This is a genomic window from Halovenus marina (assembly GCF_051414115.1).
Classification (GTDB): Archaea; Halobacteriota; Halobacteria; order Halobacteriales; family Haloarculaceae; genus Halovenus; species Halovenus marina.
In genome coordinates, this window is sequence record NZ_JBLKNZ010000001.1 from 2774145 (window position 1) to 2791103 (window position 16959).

At 62.1% G+C, this 16959-nt stretch carries 15 protein-coding genes; 2 read left to right on the forward strand and 13 right to left on the reverse strand.

Going from position 1 to position 16959, the window contains the following annotated elements; all coding sequences use genetic code 11:
• Nucleotides 1–80 precede the first annotated feature (80 nt).
• The 9 genes from ACMGFL_RS14165 to ahaH form a co-directional block, all read right to left on the reverse strand.
• Entirely contained in the window at nucleotides 81–851 is a 771-nt protein-coding gene (locus ACMGFL_RS14165; RefSeq protein WP_436936183.1) for a bacteriorhodopsin, read from the reverse strand.
• Nucleotides 852–1019: 168 nt separating this feature from the next.
• Nucleotides 1020–2432 (reverse strand): ATP synthase subunit B, encoded by a 1413-nt coding sequence (locus ACMGFL_RS14170; protein ID WP_436936184.1) that lies wholly within the window; start codon nucleotides 2430–2432, stop codon nucleotides 1020–1022.
• Nucleotides 2433–2434: 2 nt separating this feature from the next.
• Nucleotides 2435–4195, reverse strand: a complete 1761-nt coding sequence (locus ACMGFL_RS14175; RefSeq protein ID WP_436936185.1) for an ATP synthase subunit A — start codon at nucleotides 4193–4195, stop codon at nucleotides 2435–2437.
• On the reverse strand, nucleotides 4196–4519 hold the full coding sequence (locus ACMGFL_RS14180; RefSeq protein WP_436936186.1) for a V-type ATP synthase subunit F: 324 nt from the start codon (nucleotides 4517–4519) through the stop codon (nucleotides 4196–4198).
• Complete coding sequence (locus tag ACMGFL_RS14185) at nucleotides 4516–5577, reverse strand: V-type ATP synthase subunit C (RefSeq protein ID WP_436936187.1); 1062 nt, start codon at nucleotides 5575–5577, stop codon at nucleotides 4516–4518. Before ACMGFL_RS14185 ends, ACMGFL_RS14180 begins: the two co-directional genes overlap by 4 nt.
• Nucleotides 5574–6149: a V-type ATP synthase subunit E gene (locus tag ACMGFL_RS14190; RefSeq protein WP_436936188.1), complete on the reverse strand. Its 576-nt coding sequence runs from the start codon at nucleotides 6147–6149 to the stop codon at nucleotides 5574–5576. Before ACMGFL_RS14190 ends, ACMGFL_RS14185 begins: the two co-directional genes overlap by 4 nt.
• Before the next feature lie 19 nt (nucleotides 6150–6168).
• Entirely contained in the window at nucleotides 6169–6432 is a 264-nt protein-coding gene (locus ACMGFL_RS14195; protein ID WP_436936189.1) for an ATP synthase subunit C-like protein, read from the reverse strand.
• A 13-nt stretch (nucleotides 6433–6445) separates the two neighbouring features.
• On the reverse strand, nucleotides 6446–8692 hold the full coding sequence (locus ACMGFL_RS14200) for a V-type ATP synthase subunit I (protein WP_436936190.1): 2247 nt from the start codon (nucleotides 8690–8692) through the stop codon (nucleotides 6446–6448).
• A complete protein-coding gene (ahaH, locus tag ACMGFL_RS14205) occupies nucleotides 8679–9011 on the reverse strand; it encodes an ATP synthase archaeal subunit H (RefSeq protein ID WP_436936191.1) in 333 nt (110 codons plus the stop codon). The genes ACMGFL_RS14200 and ahaH overlap by 14 nt, the downstream gene beginning before the upstream one ends.
• A 149-nt stretch (nucleotides 9012–9160) precedes the next feature.
• Between ahaH and ACMGFL_RS14210 the strand changes: the two genes are divergently transcribed.
• On the forward strand, nucleotides 9161–9778 hold the full coding sequence (locus ACMGFL_RS14210; protein ID WP_436936192.1) for a methyltransferase domain-containing protein: 618 nt from the start codon (nucleotides 9161–9163) through the stop codon (nucleotides 9776–9778).
• Between the two features lie 10 nt (nucleotides 9779–9788).
• Here ACMGFL_RS14210 and ACMGFL_RS14215 read toward each other — a convergent pair whose 3' ends face one another.
• Together ACMGFL_RS14215 and ACMGFL_RS14220 are read right to left on the reverse strand one after the other, a co-directional pair.
• Entirely contained in the window at nucleotides 9789–10280 is a 492-nt protein-coding gene (locus ACMGFL_RS14215; protein WP_436936193.1) for an archaellin/type IV pilin N-terminal domain-containing protein, read from the reverse strand.
• 50 nt (nucleotides 10281–10330) lie between these two features.
• Nucleotides 10331–11533 (reverse strand): DUF7096 domain-containing protein, encoded by a 1203-nt coding sequence (locus ACMGFL_RS14220; RefSeq protein ID WP_436936194.1) that lies wholly within the window; start codon nucleotides 11531–11533, stop codon nucleotides 10331–10333.
• Nucleotides 11534–11694: 161 nt separating this feature from the next.
• Between ACMGFL_RS14220 and ACMGFL_RS14225 the strand changes: the two genes are divergently transcribed.
• Nucleotides 11695–12825: a helix-turn-helix transcriptional regulator gene (locus ACMGFL_RS14225; RefSeq protein ID WP_436936195.1), complete on the forward strand. Its 1131-nt coding sequence runs from the start codon at nucleotides 11695–11697 to the stop codon at nucleotides 12823–12825.
• 82 nt (nucleotides 12826–12907) lie between these two features.
• On the opposite strand, the gene thrS is transcribed toward ACMGFL_RS14225, so the two are convergent.
• Together thrS and ACMGFL_RS14235 are read right to left on the reverse strand one after the other, a co-directional pair.
• A complete protein-coding gene (gene thrS, locus ACMGFL_RS14230; protein ID WP_436936196.1) occupies nucleotides 12908–14854 on the reverse strand; it encodes a threonine--tRNA ligase in 1947 nt (648 codons plus the stop codon).
• 164 nt (nucleotides 14855–15018) lie between these two features.
• The gene (locus ACMGFL_RS14235; protein ID WP_436936197.1) at nucleotides 15019–16935 is read right to left on the reverse strand and encodes a heme-binding protein; all 1917 of its coding nucleotides are present in this window, start codon (nucleotides 16933–16935) and stop codon (nucleotides 15019–15021) included.
• Nucleotides 16936–16959 lie beyond the last annotated feature (24 nt).

The window sequence follows — 16959 nt, forward strand, 5'->3', positions numbered from 1 at the left end:
CAAATCTGGAGTGTGAGTACACGAGAACGGCGATGGTTGTAGTCTGTACGGTTATGTGTGGTCGGTCGGTTCCCGTGCGATCAGTCGGCCGTCGCCGAATCGGCCGCCGCCGCGCCGAGCACCTCACGACCGGAGAGCAACAGGATGAGGCCGAAGCCGATCTTCGCCGTCAGGTCGAGCACCGCGAACCCGGCCGTCTCGACACCGAGTCCGACAACCTCCAGCCCCTCGGTTCCGATGAGCCACCAGGCCGGATACACCAGCCAGATCACCACGATGAGGTTCCGGAGCGTTTTGAACGTCGATGTCGCTTGACCGCCAAGCGCCTGCGCCTTGTCGGTGAGGCTGCCAAACAGCATGTACAGCAACACGAGCAGGAAGGCTGTGGAGACGCCCCACCAGATGAGGCGCTGGACTTCCACGCCGACCTCCGACATTGCGACCGCACCGACACCGGCGCTGGTCAGCGTCGCGAGCGCACCAGTCCCGATCATCGCGACGTCGAGACCGATGAGCGACGCCAGTTCGTTGCGTGTCGCCCCAGCGAGCAACCCAAGGTCGAGCAACAGTAGCGGTGTCGTGATGAGCCAGTCAGTGTATCTGGCCCAGTAGATGGTTCGCACTTCACCATCGATGGTTATCTCCGTCACGCCAAAGCCCAGCGCCATCGCCAGATAGTTTACGAACGCTATCGCGGCGATGAATATCGTCACGATGAAAAACTCCTGCATGCGTTCGTTCTTTTCGCCCCAGCCTTTGGCGATAAAGAACAGCATGCCGAGGAACATTCCCGCTGTGCCGACCCACAGCGACTGTTCAACCAGTGTGCCGACTTCGTTAGTTAATGCCATACATGTATTAATATGCTACATAGTGTATTAATACACAGGCCTACATTATTTGGGGGACTGATACTGCTGGCTGTCCGGTCGGATACCAGTCTGTCCAGTCTGGGTCTCGAGACGGTGTCGTCAGTGTGAGCGGAACCGGTACAGAGAAACAGCTGTGATGCTCGCCGATTAGTCGTCGGCGGTGACGGCTTCCTGCTCGTCTTCGACGTAGTACTCTTCGATGAACTCCTCGTCGATGCGGTTGAGTTCCTCTTTCGGGATCATCGAGAGCAGTTCCCAGCCCAGGTCGAGGGTCTCGTCAATCGAGCGGTTGGTGTCGTAGCCCTGCTGGACGAACTCCTGCTCGAACCGGTCGGCGAAGTCGAGGAATCGGTTGTCCCGATCCGACAGCGCCTCGCGGCCGACGATGTTCACCAGGTCCCGCAGGTCCTCACCCTCCGCGTAGGCGGCGTACATCTGGTCGGAGACGTCACCGTGGTCTTCGCGGGTTAGCCCCTCGCCGATACCGTCGTCCATCAGCCGTGAGAGGCTCGGCAGGACGTTGATCGGCGGTTCGATACCCTGCGAATTGAGGTCGCGGTCGACGTAGATCTGCCCCTCCGTGATGTATCCCGTCAGGTCCGGGATCGGGTGGGTGTCGTCGTCGCCGGGCATCGTCAGGATGGGGATCTGTGTGACAGAGCCCTCGCGACCCTTGATCCGACCGGCCCGCTCGTAGAGGTTGGCCAGGTCGGTGTACATGTATCCCGGATAGCCACGCCGTCCGGGCACTTCTTCGCGTGCCGCGCCGATCTCTCGCAGCGCCTCACAGTAGTTGGTCATGTCCGTCAGGATGACCAGCACGTGATAGTCCTTCTCGAAGGCGAGATACTCGGCGGTGGTCAACACCAGTCGCGGCGTGAGCGTCCGCTCGACTGCGGGGTCGTCTGCGAGGTTCATGAACACGACCGAACGTTCGAGTGCGCCGGTTCGCTCGAAGTCGTCCATGAACTCGTTTGCCTCCTCGGCGGTGATACCCATCGCGCCGAAGATAACTGCGAACTCGCTTCCTTCGTCGCCCGCTTCCTCCTCCTCTGGCACAGTCGCCTGTCGGGCGATCTGGAGTGCAAGGTCGTTGTGGGGAAGCCCCGATCCCGAGAAGATCGGGAGCTTCTGTCCGCGAACGAGCGTGTTCATCCCGTCGATACCGGAGATCCCCGTCTGGATGAACTCCTCTGGGTACTCGCGGGAGTAGGGGTTGATCGCGGCACCGACGATGTCCCGTCGCTCGTCGGGGACGATATCGGGGCCGCCGTCGATCGGTTCGCCCGTCCCGTCGAAGACCCGACCGAGCAGATCCTCGGTGACCGGCATCTTCATCGTCTCACCGAGGAAGCGAACCGACGCCTGTCGGTCGATCCCCTCGGTTCCCTCGAACACCTGGATTGCGACGTGGTCGCTGGCCGATTCGAGCACCTGTCCGCGACGGACTTCGCCGTCTGCGGTCTCGATCTCGACGATCTCGTCGTAGCCGATCGGCTCGTCGGTCTCGACAAAGACCAGCGGGCCGCTGATTTCCGAAATTGTTTGATATTCCTTCATTGTTAGTACAGCTCCCTGATCTCCGATTCGAGATCCGATTCGAGGTCGTCGACGTACGCCTCGTAGTCCTCCTGCACACCGATGCGGTTCAGCTGTGGCGCGGCGTCGATGTCGGTGATCTCCTCGACCGGCACGCCCGCGTCGAGTGCGTCGAACGCCTCGTCGTGGAACGTCTTGATCGCACCGAGGATTCGGTGGGTCTTGTCCGGCTCACAGAAGGTGTCCACCTCGTGCAGGGCGTTTTGCTGCAGATACGCCTCGCGGAGATATCGGGCGACCTCCAGCGTGAGTTGCTGGTCTTCCGGGAGTGCGTCCTTACCGACCAGTTGAACGATCTCCTGCAGTTCGGTTTCCTCGTCGAGGATGTCAATTGCCCACTGTCGGCGCTCGGGCCAGTCCTCTGCGACGTTCTCCGAGAACCACGGGTCGAGTTGGTCCCGGTACAGCGAGTACGATTCGTTCCAGTTGATCGCCGGGAAGTGCCGCCGTTCGGCCAGATCCGCGTCCAGCGCCCAGAACGTCTTGACGATACGAAGCGTGTTCTGCGTGACCGGTTCCGAGAAGTCCCCGCCCGGCGGGCTGACCGCCCCGATGACGGTCACGCTGCCCTCGGTGTCGTTGATGTTCTCGAAGGAGCCAGCCCGCTCGTAGAACTGCGCCAGTCGCGCTGCGAGGTAGGCGGGATACCCCTCCTCGCCGGGCATCTCCTCCAGCCGGGAGGAGATTTCCCGCATCGCCTCGGCCCACCGCGAGGTGGAGTCGGCCATCAGCGCAACGTCGTAGCCCATGTCACGGAAGTACTCCGCGATGGTGATCCCGGTGTACACGCAGGATTCCCGCGCTGCGACGGGCATGTTCGACGTGTTCGCGATGAGACAGGTCCGGTCCATCAGCGCGTTGCCCGTCGTCGGGTCTTCCAGTTCCGGGAAGTCCTCGATGACCTCGGTCATCTCGTTGCCCCGCTCGCCACAGCCGACGTAGACGACGATGTCCGCGTCGGCCCACTTGGCGAGTTGGTGCTGGGTGACGGTCTTACCCGACCCGAACGGACCGGGGATGGCTGCCGTCCCGCCCTTCGCGATGGGGAACAGACCATCGAGGATGCGCTGTCCAGAGACCAGCGGCGTCTCCGGACTGCGCTTCTCCGCCGTCGGGCGGGCCTCACGCACCGGCCACTCCTGGTGCATCTGGATCTCTTCGCCCGTGTCGAGTTCGACGACAGCGTCCTCGACGGTGAAGTTGCCGCTCTCGATGGCGACGACTTCGCCGCCGTCGGAGTCGGGCGGCACCATCACCTTGTGGTCGATGCTCGGCGTCTCCGGCACCGTGCCGACGATGTCACCGGCTTCGACCGCGTCGCCTTCCTCGACTTCTGGGGTGAACTCCCAGGTCTTCTCCAGGTCGATCCCCGGAGCGTCGACGCCGCGGTCGAGGAATGCCGACCCCATCTTCGATTCGAGGACGTCGAGCGGGCGCTGAACGCCGTCGTAGATAGCGTCCAGCATCCCCGGCCCGAGGTCGACCGACAGGGGCGATCCGGTCGATTCGACCGGTTCACCCGGAGCGACCGCGGAGGTCTCCTCGTACACCTGAATTGTGGTCAGGTTCCCTTCGATTTCGATAACCTCTCCCATCAGCCCCTCGTGACCGACGTACACAACGTCGTTCATCCGCGCGTCCAGGTCGACCGCGGTCACGACGGGGCCGCTTACGCTTTCGATGACGCCGTCTTCACGGACGTCAGATTCTGTTGCTTGACTCATTTAGTCTTCCTCCATCAGGTCGATACCGATCGCTCGCTTGATTTGGTCGCGGAGACCGCCACTTCCAGCCCCGCCACCGAGCGTTACGAGCACCGGTTCGACACTCGTTTCGACGTCGCTTCGCACGTCACGAGAGAGATGCGACAGGTCCTCGTCGTGCATGACGACGATACCGACATCCTCGTCAGCGAACGTCTCCTCGACGGCCTCGTCGAGCTGTTCGTCCTTCTGCTCGTCCGGTACGTTCGCGAACTTGCGGACGCCAGCCAGCCGAAAGCCAGTCGTGAACTCCGGACTGCCGACGACTGCGATTTCCTGACTCATGTTACCACGAGCTCCCGTTCTATCTCCTCGACCGAGAGACCGACCTCCCGGCCGCGGGCGATCGCCCGGATGTTCTCTATCTCCCGTTCCTTCGCGAGAATGTACGACAGCGCCGAACAGATCGAGATCGGGTACGTGTACGACAGCGCATCGGAGTACTCCAGAAGCGCCGCGTCGAGTGCGTGCTCGAACTGAATGAGGCTGTCTGCGTCTTCCAGGTCTGCGAGCGCGCTCGACAGCTCGTCGCCGTAGGTGCTCTCGCGGATGTGGTCGACGAGTTCGTCGAGGTTCCCGACAAGCTGTCGAAGCTCCGACTCGTCGAAGAGCTTGCCGCCTGCGATGTAGAACTCCGTCGGGTCCAGGTCGGTCCCGGTCCGTGAGAGACGAAGCGCGTTCCGGACGTTCCGGAAGTCGATTTCGGCCTGCAGCACCTCCGTGTACAGCCCTCGCGGCGTGTTCCGGTTGACGCGGGTCGTGTCGACATCTTCGAGCAGGTGCTCGTAGAACGTCTTGTCGATGGCGTTTTCCAGTGGAACCAGCACGTCTCGCTGCTCGTACTCGTCGAAGGCGGCGTCGAGCCCCTCTGCGAAGATGGTCGTTTCGAGCAGTTCGACGACTTCTTCGACCGATCCGGCGGCGGCGAGCTGGTCGAGCAGTTGCTCGTCGAACTCGCCTGCACGGATGTAGTCAGTCTGTATCTCCTCGGCGCTCGCACCGGAGTAGACGCCACGGAGCGCAGTCTTTGCGTTCCACGCGTCGAACTTCCGGAGGTAGTTGGCGATGAGGTCGTAGAGTTCGCCCTCAGCCCAGTCGAGCAGGTCGTGGAAGTGCTTTGCGAGATTTCGGTTCAGCGCGTATTCGATGAGGTCGACGCCGCTGTGACGCGTCCCGAGTTCGTTCATCTCGGTCTCGTACTCGGTTTCCTCCATGTAGCGGGCAATCTCGCCGGTGCCCATGCGAACGAGCTTTCGGTAGTCCTCCTCGTCGAACAGCACAGTCCGACGGGATCGAACGCGGCTGTTGACGTACTCCGGATTTGAACTGCCTGTCGCGCTCATTGGTCGAAGAGTTTCGTCGATATCTCGCGGAGATTCTCCTCCCAGACGTCCGCGAGAATCGAGTCGAACGTGTTTTTCACCCTGACACGGGACTGCTCGCTCTCGACGACGACGCCACCGAGACAGTCGTACTCACCGCCATACGAGAGGTCGTCGTACTCGTCGGCCAGCCCTTCGAGCAACTCGCGGTCGTCCGGCCGACCGTACACCTCCGCCTCGCCTTCGAACTCAGTCATGGCCGCTTCGAGCAGTGCGCGAGTCAGTTCCTCGCGTTGCTCGCCCTCAATGGCAGCGATTTCGCTCTCGACGTCCTCGCGAACCGACTGGAGCACTTCGCGTCGTGCTTCCAGTCGGGCCTGCTTGGCTTCGAGTTTGGCGCTCGACCGGCGCTGGTCGCGCTCCTGCTCGATCGTCCGCTCGACCTCGTCGAGGCGCTGTTCGCGGATCTGGTCTGCGTCTGCCTCCGCCTCGGCGATGATCTCGTCGGCTTCCGACTCTGCCTGTTCGCGGATCTCTTCCGCACGCGCGCGGGCTTGCTCTCTGATGTCTTCGGCTACTGTCTCTAAACTCATTGTAAGTAGATGGGCCGCGTTACACCACGAAGATGGTGACGAACGCGATAATGATGAGTGTTTCCGGGATAGCTGTGAAAATCAGTGCCGAGATCAGGTTGTCGCTGTCCTCCGCGACGGCCCCGACCGCGGCAGAACCGATACCACGCTGTGCGTATCCGGTTGCGAGTGCGGCCAGTCCGACCGCGATGGCCGCCGCGCCGGTGTTCTCGAGGAACAGGTCAGTGGTTGCTCCGCCGGTGTCCAGTACAACACTCAGGAACGCAGGTAGTGCTTCAATCATTGTTTGATTTTATTTAGGTCTCCGTGTAGCGTGTTTCGTGTCCGAACGATTCGTATGTCTTGCCACCGCCCTCATAAAACTTCTCAAAGAACTCGAAGTATTCGAGCCTGATAGCCTGTATTGCGGCGGTTCCACCGATCGCGAGTACGACAATGTGACCCACGATGTAGACTGGGATTCCCAGCAGCGCACCCTCGAGTCCGAGTTCGAGCGTCCACACTGAGATGTCCGAACCCATGTTGGAGAGGCCGCCGAAGATTATCTCCTTCCCGGCCTCTTCCTTGTGTCCCGGCGTGCTCGTGTGCATGAAGTGGAACCCTTCTTCGTCGGTGTACGCACCGAAATACAGGAGGTTGACCGCCAGTGCCATGCCCGCCTTCGCGAGCAACACCGCAGTCAACCGCGTGTACGAGAGCGTGTGTGCAAGTGGCACGAGGAACTCGACGGCCTCGTACCACGGCCCCATGATCAGTATGGCGATTCCGAGCACGAATGCGCCGAGACCGATGAGACCGACAAGTTCTGGGAAGCCAGTGAACCCGAACCCGAGAGGCCCGTTGTCGAGTACCATCATCCCTTCCTGTCCACTGGCTCTGACGAGGAATGTTGGCTTGCTCAGGCTGAATGCCTTGCTGAAGATGAAGACCCACAGCCCGTTGAGCATCAGGAGCCACGAGCCGACCTCGACAACGGCCGTTTTCGCGCCGTGGAGTTGGAACTCCTCGACGAAGTTGAGGATATAGCCGACGTTGAGATGAACCCAACCGACGATCACCGCGACGACGAGCCACGTGATCGCCCACTCGGTGTCGGAGATGCCCTTGTGGAACACCGGCTCGATGTGGTACCATTCGAGGAAGTGCAGTCCGAGTACCTCACCGTAGAGGAACCCGAACAGAATCGTCCACAGGCCGAGCCACGCGACGATAGCACCGAAGTTCGCAATCGCCTCGGAGTCGACTTTCTTCCAGATACCGTAGCCGAGCAGAACGTACAGCAGCCCGTACCCGATATCCCCGATCATGAACCCGAAAAAGAGCGGGAACGTCAGAAAGAGGATGATCGTCGGGTCGAACTCGGAGTACTTGGGTCGGTTGACCGCCGTCACGAGCAACTCGAAGGGGTTGGTTATCTTCGAATTTCGCTGGATGACCGGCGGGTCGTCGTCGAGCGTCACAATCTCGTCGCCCGTTCGGCCGCCGTCCGTGGCAACCTGTTCGTCGGCGTCGTCGGTCGTGGCTGGCCCGCCGTCGGTCACGGCTGTCTCGTCGGCGTGGCCGCCGTCTGTCGCTTCCGCGTGGTCCTCAGTATCGTGGTCCTCGTGGAGGCCGCCGTGGTTCGTGTACGACGCCCGTTTCAGTTCGGCGACTTCGAGTTGGTCGCCGATTTCGGCGTCGAGCGTCGACGCGAGTTCGTCGTACCGATTCGATGGCACCCAGCCCTCGACGATGAAGGAGTGTTCGGTCGTCGCGAAGCGAAGCGGTGCCTCAGACTTCTGGGCCTCGATCGTGAGCTGCTCTTCGAGCGCGAGCAGGAACGCCGCCGAATCGTGTTTCAGCGCCTCCAGTTCGCTCTCGACGGTGTCGAGTTCCGCCTCGACCTGCTGGCGCTCGCGTTCGAGCGATTCGACGTTCGACTCGGGGTCGCCGGACTCCTCTGGAACCTGATAGGTTGTGATGGGGACGCCGACGAGTTCGTCTTCGAGTGACCCGTCGAGTTTCGCGAAGACGGCGACGCTGCCTTCCCCGCTGAACACGTCGAAGGCCTCGACCGAGTCGCTGTCTGCGAGAGTGGATTCGATCGCGTCCGGGTCGCCCTCGCCGACAATAACGTCGAGGGAGTCATAACCCCACAGCAGGTCCAGATCGATCCCCAGATCTGCGAACAGTTCCATCTGGTCGAGCTGTTCGTCGATATCGCGCAGTCGAGACCGGAGTTCGTCACGCCGGTCGTCGAGTTCGTTGACCGACGTCCGGATCTCTTCGAGACGACTGTCCGGGTCGTCGAGATCGACCGTCTCCGCCGGGGAGACGTCGCTCTCGTCGACATCAAGCGTACTCTCGATGGCCCGGACGGTCACGAGTTGGCTCGACACCTCGTCGGCTCCTTCGAGTGAATCGCCCGGCTCGAACCCATCCCACGAGCCGTCGTAGTCGGTGATGTGAACCAGATTCAACTCGTGCATCGTCTCGATGACCTCGCTCATGACGGACTGAGCGCCGGTCACCGAGATCTTCGACATTCGCTCAGGTCTGAGCATGTACCGCCTCCGTGAACGTCTCGAGGACGTACTCGGTCACCTCGTCGATCTGTTCGTCCGCCGCCTGCTCGAGTTCGTCACGGGCCTGCGTTCCCTCCTCCCGGATCTCCGCGGCCTCGCCTTCGATCTCCTCGCGGGCCTCTTCGAGACGGCGCTGTGCCACCTCCTCGGCCTCCGCGTTGGCCTCCTCCCGGATCTCCGCGGCTTCCTCTCGCGCCTCGGCGACCCGCTCGTCGGCCTCTCGTTCGGCCGCCGCGACGATTTCGTCGGCCTCGTTCTCGGCGTCTTTGATGCGCTCGAGTACTTCTTGTCTGGGCATTTCTGTCGTCTGCATCTACTGTCAAGGCCTATTTGGGCGTTGCGAAATTGAGTCCGGATTTCGGCCCCAGTTCTGTGTCTCCGGCGAGCGTGCGCAAGTCGTGCCGGATCCGACCGGGAGGATTATTATCGGTCAGTCAAAGAACGTGTATGGGCGTTCTCGAAGACAAGGCCAGGGCGCGTCTGTTCTACCGGTATCTCTCGCGGGTGTACGACCGCATCAACCCGTTCGTCTGGAACGAACAGATGCGCGACGAGGCGGTGGCGATGCTCGACATCGGCCCAGACGACAGGGTACTCGATGTGGGCTGTGGCACCGGCTTTGCAACCACCGCACTCCTCGAACGGACCGAACACGTCTACGGGCTCGACCAGAGCCCGCACCAACTCGAGCGCGCTTACGAGAAGTTCGGTCGACGCGGCCCGGTTCGCTTCCATCTCGGCGACGCCGAACGCCTCCCGTTTGCCGACGACACCTTCGACGTCGTCTGGTCGTCGGGGTCGATCGAGTACTGGCCCAACCCGGTCGCCACCCTCCGCGAGCTCCGGCGAGTCTGTGTCCCCGGCGGTCAGGTGCTCGTCGTCGGCCCGGACTACCCGAATGCGACGGTGTTTCAGAAACTCGCCGACGCGATCATGCTGTTTTACGACGAGGAAGAGGCCGACCGGATGTTTACAGAGGCTGGCTTTACCGAGTTCGAGCATCACATCCAGCAGGCCAGCCCAAAGAGCCCTCGGGCGATTACGACCGTCGCAGACGTTCCGTGAGTCGCCGCTGTTAGTCTGCGGTTCCGGTGAGTCGCGCAATCGTCGCCGTTTCGGTCGCGACGGTAACTGAGACAGTCGAACCCGCTCGCAACTGGGGTGCGTTCGTGCCAGCGAGTCGAACGCTCGCGGTCTCACCGGCACGCCACGTGGTGTCACCGCCGACGTTGAACGGGCCTGTCGGCCCCGATTCGAAGCCACGCGCCGCGAAAAACGGGACGGGCGGCTGATGGTCGAGTGCCTCGCCGTCGATCCGGATCGAGACACGCAGTTCGGTGACCGCGAGCACGTCACCCCCAGTGTGTGTGAGTGCGATCCGGTCGGCCCCGTCCTCGACGGTGAGTTCGAGTCCCGCGTTCGGCGGGGGGTCGGGACTCGAGAGCGAAACCATCGCGCCGACCGAAAGCGACAGCACCACCGTCAGCCCAACCAGCAGGAGCACGCCGATCACTGGCGTTACGCCGCGGTTCAGGTCGAGGCTGGACACGGCACGGACACTGGACACAGTCTGTCTGTCGCGGTATAGGATAAAAGCGTACGGACGGAAATGCCGAACTAGGGACCAGAGACGACCGCTGTCTCGTTGTTCGCGGTTGTCGCGCTCACAGTGAAGTTCCCCTCAGGCTGGACCGCCCAGTACTCCCAGTCGGTGGTGCCGATTGGCTGACCGTTGATTTCGAGGGTCGTCTGGATCGGCTCTGCCGAACCCGGCTCTGAGACGGTGATCAACATCGGACCGGTCGGATGGGTCGTCTCGACGGTAAGTTCGAGTGTACTGGTTGTAGTGCGGTGTGTCTCCGAGACCGGAATGGCTCCAGGACTGTTTCGCTGATGTTCCCGGAAGACGTTCGCGGAGGTCCCATCGAAGTACAGTTCGAGCGTTCCGTGGGGATGGCTCACGTCGACAAAGTAGTAGGGCAACCCGGCGAGGATATCCCCGCCACCGCCCTCGAAGTTCGCCCAGGCCCACGGGTACAGCTGTTCAGCGCGCTGGGTGGCCGCGTCGAACCAGCCGTTCTCACTCGAAGCGAACGTGTCCTCGCCGGTGCCGACCCGTTCGTCGAGCATCGTGGCCTGACGGTACTGGGTTCCGTCGACGACGGTCACCAGTACGAGCGCGGTCTCACTGCCCTGTACGTACGTCGTTTCGGCCCCTGTCGTGGTCACTTCCGTGCGTAACTGTTCGTCGACTGGCCCCGGCTGAAGCAGCGGTTCACTCCCGAGTTGCTCGATCTGGTCCTGGATGTTGCTTGGCAGCGGTACGCCCGACGCCTCGCTTACGGTCTGTTCGACGTGGTCGATAAATTGCCGCTGCCGGTCTGCAACGGCGGTGACTGTGATCAGCTTTCGGATAAGTGCCCGTTCACCGATTTCATCGGCACCGTAAGCCGCGAACAGCTGTTCCTGACGCTGTCTGAGTTCCGTGACGCTCGCATTTATTTCCCTGACGGCGGACTCGACGACCGCGCGGCGCTGTGCGTTATCTGACGCGCGCTCGAATCGCTCGTCGAATCGTAACCGGTCCTGACGCGCATGCAGTGACTGCGCGTCGTCCGTTATCGCACTGCCAACATCGATGTCCGTCTGCGCGTATCCGTCAGCAGTCACGTTCGTCGGTGAGAGATACCCGGTTGTGTTCTCCGGATGTCTGATCTCGGAACTCTCCCCCTGTCCCGTCGCAGCGCTCGCGACGGCGCCGACAGCCACACAGAGAAGACAGACGGCGAGGAGGGAAACGACTGTACGGGAACCAACCATCTCGACCTGATTTGTGTCGCCGTCGCTAAAAGAACTTTCGAGGACAGATTCCACGACCAATCGGTCGTCGAGTACGCGACGACGACTGGCCAGTTTCCCAATCACGCCACTGAGAAGGTGTCATAGAAAATGTTTTGCCGGGAGAGGGCGCACGTGCGAATATGTCATTGCCGTCACGTGCCGCCCTGACTGTCCTCCTTGCCCTCTTTTGTTCGGGTGCGGTGGTGGCCGTGTTCGTCGGTGCTGGGACCGCAGTAGCCCAGACTGACGACGCTGTCCAACTCGATATGAATACGTCGACGGTCATCGAACTCGAAGCTGACGGCGACGCTCGGATCACTGTCCAGACGACGTTCGACCTCGAATCGGACGCCGACAGCGAGGCCTATCGGACCCTCGAATCTGAGTTTCTCTCAGAGGAGACAGCCATGCTTGGACTCGATGCGTTCGAGCGTGCAGCCGAACACGTGAACGGGCGAACGGACCGCGAGATGGAGATCCAAAACGTTACACAGTCGACAGCATCCGACGCGCTGGTGGCGAACGGAACCGGTCGGCTCGCCGTCTCGTTCACCTGGACGAACTTCGCACGGCCCGACGGTGATCTGCTCCACATCGACGACGCCCTGCGAACCGAGACCGGCATCTGGTACGACGGTCTCAACGAAAACCAGACGTTGGTGATGCGTCCCCCGTCCGGGTTCGGTGTCTCGACTGCGAACGTCGACGAGGAGTACGTCGCTATCGGAGAAGGGGGCACAATTCGCTGGACGGGCCCGGCGACGTTCGACGAGGAATCGCTCGCCGTCACGTTCGTCGGAAACAGCGGGACCGTCACGGACACCCCCTCGCCGACGCCAGATAACGCGGGCGGAACGAACGACACGATACTGTGGTTGCTGGTGATCGTGGTGGTCGGAATTACCGGGCTCTTTTTCGCGTATGTGCTCCACGACCGGGACCAAATTACACTCCCAACGGGGGGCGACGACAGTGCCGGAGAGACGACATCCGACGAGACGGACAACACCGAACCAGCGGAGCCAGACCAACCTGACGAGACCGCCGAGGAGTTACTCAGCGATGAAGAGCGTGTCGTCCAGCTAATCGAAGCAAACGGCGGGCGGATGAAACAGGCCGACATCGTCAAGGAGACCGACTGGTCGAACGCGAAGGTCTCGCAGTTGCTCTCCGCTATGGAAGAGGAGGGCGAAATCGACAAACTCCGGATCGGCCGTGAGAACCTGATCTCCTTCCCCGACGAGGATATCACGGATCTGGACGACGGCTGATATCACGGATCTGGACGATTGACCAGAAAGACGCGCGTGGCTGTTGGGCAGTCGAGCGTTCTACAGAGAGACACAGCCCCAATCAGTCGAGAAAGTCAGGTTCGATTCGCTTCTCTGTGATTTCCGCGTCCAGATGCGCGTGGAAGTCGTCGGGGTCAACGTCGTACTGCTGTCGTTCCTTCCGGTCGCGGACCGAAATCGTCCCGTCGCGCTGTTCGTCGTCACCGACGATGAGTTGGTAGGGCACCCGGTCGTCGTGTGCCGCGCGGATCTTCCGCTCGATGGTGCCGTCGCGGGCATCGACATCGACGCGCATGCCCCGATTTTCGAGGTCGGCGGCGACCGAATGGGCGTACTCGTGATTTGCATCCGAAATCGGGAGCACACGGACCTGCTCGGGAGCGAGCCACGTTGGGAACTTCCCCTCGAAGTGCTCGATGAGCATCATGAAGAAGCGCTCGTAGCTCCCGTAGAGCGCGCGGTGGATCAACACCGGGCGATGCTCCTCGTTGTCCTCGCCGGTGTAAGAGAGGTCGAACCGCTCGGGCATGTTGAAATCCAGTTGAACGGTCGGGCCGTCCCACTCCCGGCCAATAGCGTCCTCGAACGCGTAGTCGATCTTCGGGCCGTAGAAGGCACCGTCGCCCTCCTCTAGCTCGTAGTCCATCTCGCGGTCGTCGAGCACGTCCCGGAGCTGGGACTCGGCTCGCTCCCAGATTTCGTCGCTGCCGACCGATTTCTCGGGCTGGGTGGCGAGTGCGATTTCGTAGTCCAGCTCGAAGGTTTCGAGCACCTCTTGGATCATGTCCATGATCGCCTCGACCTCGCGCTCGATGCTGTCGGGTTCGATGAACAGGTGGCCGTCGTCGATCGTGAACGCCCACACGCGCGAGAGGCCCGAGAGTTCGCCGCGCTGTTCCTTGCGGTAGACTTTGCCGTTCTCGGCGTACCTGATTGGGAGGTCGCGGTACGACCACGAACTGTCGTCGAAGATGCTCGCGTGGCCCGGACAGTTCATCGGCTTGAGACCGAACTCGTCGTCACCGACCTCGAACAGGAACATGTCGTCGGCGTAGTTGTCGTAGTGGCCCGACTCCTTCCAGAGGTCAGTCTTGAAGACGTGGGGGGTCTCGACGTACTCGTAGTCGGCGTCGGTGTTGAGGTCCTCGACGAAGCCTTCGAGTTCTCGTAGCACGGTCTTGCCGGGCGGGTGATACAGCGGCAGCCCCGGCCCGGTCCGGTCCTGAATCGAAAAGAGGTTCATCTCCGACCCGATGCGGCGGTGGTCCCGCTGTTCGGCCTCGCGCATGCGCTCGCGGTACGCTTCCAGATCTGCCTCAGACTCGAAGGCCGTCCCGTAGATGCGGGTCAGCATCGCGTTTTCCTCGTCACCGCGCCAGTACGCACCAGCGATTTCGGTCAGGTCGAGTGCCTCGATATCGCCCGTCGAGTCGACGTGTGGCCCCTTGCACAGGTCCTCGAACTCGCCCTGACTGTAGAAGGTGACCGTGTCGCTCTCCTCGGCGAACTCCTCCAGCAGTTCGAGTTTGTACGGTTGGCCCTGAAGGCGCTCGCGGGCCTCCTCGATAGCGACTTCCTCGAACTCGACCTCGTGATCTTCCTCGATGATCGTTTTCATCTCCTCGCGGATCGGCTCCAGATCCTCCTCGTCGATGTCGAGACCGTCGAAGTCGTAGTAAAAGCCGTCATCGATGGGCGGACCGATCGCCAGGTCCACGCCGTCGTACAGGCGCTGTACGGCCTGTGCGAGACAATGAGCGGCAGTGTGGCGCATCACCTGCAGGGCCTCGTCGCTGTCGGCGGTGATGATCTCGATTTCCGCGCCGTTCTCGCGAACGGGCATCTCCTTGCCGACGGTCTCGCCGTCGATGCGGCCACCGACGGTATCGTCACCGAGCCCTGGGCCGATTTCGTAGGCTATTGCTTCGATCGACGACCCCCGCGGTACGGAGAGCGTCGATCCGTCCGGCAGTACGACTGCAATCTGGTCTGAGTCCTGTTGTGACATGGCTAGGTCAACTCGAACGCGGCGAAAACGATTGGCAGTGAGTAATTAGCGGGCACAGGCCCGGCCTGTAAAGTAGACACCTGCCATCGTGGTTCCATCGAGTGTCGGTGCGAATAAAAGCCTTGCGAGGCAGAGCGCCGAGAGTCTCGTCTGAGTCGATGCTCTCAGGCCAGAAAGACGTGCCGCGGCCGGTCGGCGAGCACGTCACGTCCCCAGTCGACGGTGTCGGTGAACGCGTCCGAGCGGAAAAACGCCATCGCGTCCGCTTTCGAGTCCCACTGGCTGGCGATGAACATGTCGTTTTCGTCGTCGGTGTTGACGAGCAGTCTGGTTTCACGGTGACCGTCCATCTCCGCGAGCAGTCCGCCGACCGTCCCGAACTTCTGGGTGAAGTCCTCGCGGTGTTGTGGTTTGACCGTGTAGAACATTCCCATCGTGCCGAATCCCTCGCCCTCGTCGGCCCACCCGACGATATCCGGCAGATCGGTCAGGTAGCCGCTCGCTGTATCGGCCGCGTCCTGCGTTTCCCAGAGGCTGACGACTGCCGCAGTCTCCCCGTCTGGGTCCTCGTACACCGACGTTCCTTCGTGGGTGTCGTACCGGTCGAATCCGTCGCTCAGGGACTCCACCTCCTCAACGAGTTCGTCGTGGTCTGCGTTGGAGTACAACACCAGCGCGTAGATGTCCTCGCCGTGGGGTTTGCCCGCGTAGACGTCCAGATCCGCCAACTCCTCACGGATCGCCGCTGTGTCGTCCGTCGCGCCGTCGTCCGCGTCCTGTGTTTCGGCGTCCTCGTCGCTCGACGTTCCCTCCACCGTCAGCGGACCACGGACACTTCGGCTCACGCCGGGGAGATCCGTCAGGAACCCCTCGGCGGTGTCGGCTGCCCGTTCGGCGTCCCAGATGCTGACGATGACCGACTCGCCGCCGTCGGCGCGTACGGCGGTCATGACATGGGAGTCGTAGTGCTCGAAGTTCCCCCGGAGGCCGTCGACCTCCTCCGCGAGTTCCTGAGCGTCGGCGTCGGAGTACAGCGCCAGCGCGAAGTCGCCGTCGCTGTAGTCGTCGCCAGGGTGCAGGCCGAGCGGCGCGAGTCGCTGTTCCATCTGTTCGTCTGTGACCTGCTCGACATCGGTTACGTCCGGTTCCGGCCGCCCGCCGGACGTGGCGGAGTCGCCGCTCTCTTCTGCATCTCCGGAGTGGTCATGACCGTCACCGCCGTGATCCGCTGACTCGACTGCTTCGTCTGGATGGACCGCCGCTGTGGTTTCGTTCTCGTACGCTGCGTCAGTCGGAACGCGCTCGCCAGCGAGCAGCGCCGACAGATCCGACGGCGGGATGCGTCGCCCGATGTAGAAGGAACCAAACTCGGCGTACTTCGAGGTGGAGGGGTCGAATCGCATCTCGTAGAGCAGGTCCTTCATGTCGACCAAGTCGTCACCCCAGAGCGTGACGCCCCACTCGTGGTCGTCGAGCGCAACCGCGCCAGTGATCATCTGAACGACCTTGCCAGCGTAGTCGCGGCCGATATCGCCGTGTGCGTCCATGTGGTCGGCACGCTCCTCGAAGGACAGGTCGTACCAGTTCTGTTCCGGGTCGCGGCGCTTGTCCATCGGGTAGAAGCAGACGTGCGTGGCGTCGGGAATCTCCGGGTAGAGTCGCGTCTGCATGTAGTTGTAGAGGCCATCGCCCTCGTCGAGTTCCCCCTCGAAGTACTCGCGGGCGCGTTCGGAGTATCCCGACGCTTCGGTGACAGAGACGAACGACGTCTCGCGTTCGGTGTACTCGGCGAATGCGGTCGTCTCGAACTGCCGTTCGAGCGCACCGATGTCCGCGCTGGTCGGCCGCAGGTGAACGAGGAGCAGGTCGGCCTTGTGACTCAGAATCGAGTACAGCGCCGTCGCGCCCTCGTCGCTGTCCTCGACTGCGATCATGGATTCGAGCTGGTCGATCACTTCGGACAACGCGCGGTCCTGGTCACGTTCCGGGGAGTCTCGCCACTCGTCCCAGTCGAGGCTCCGAAAGTCGTGCAGGGCGTACCAGCCCTCGTCGGTCGGCGGCGGGTCACGTCGTTCTGGCATACCAGAGGGTTGGCCTGCGCTGGT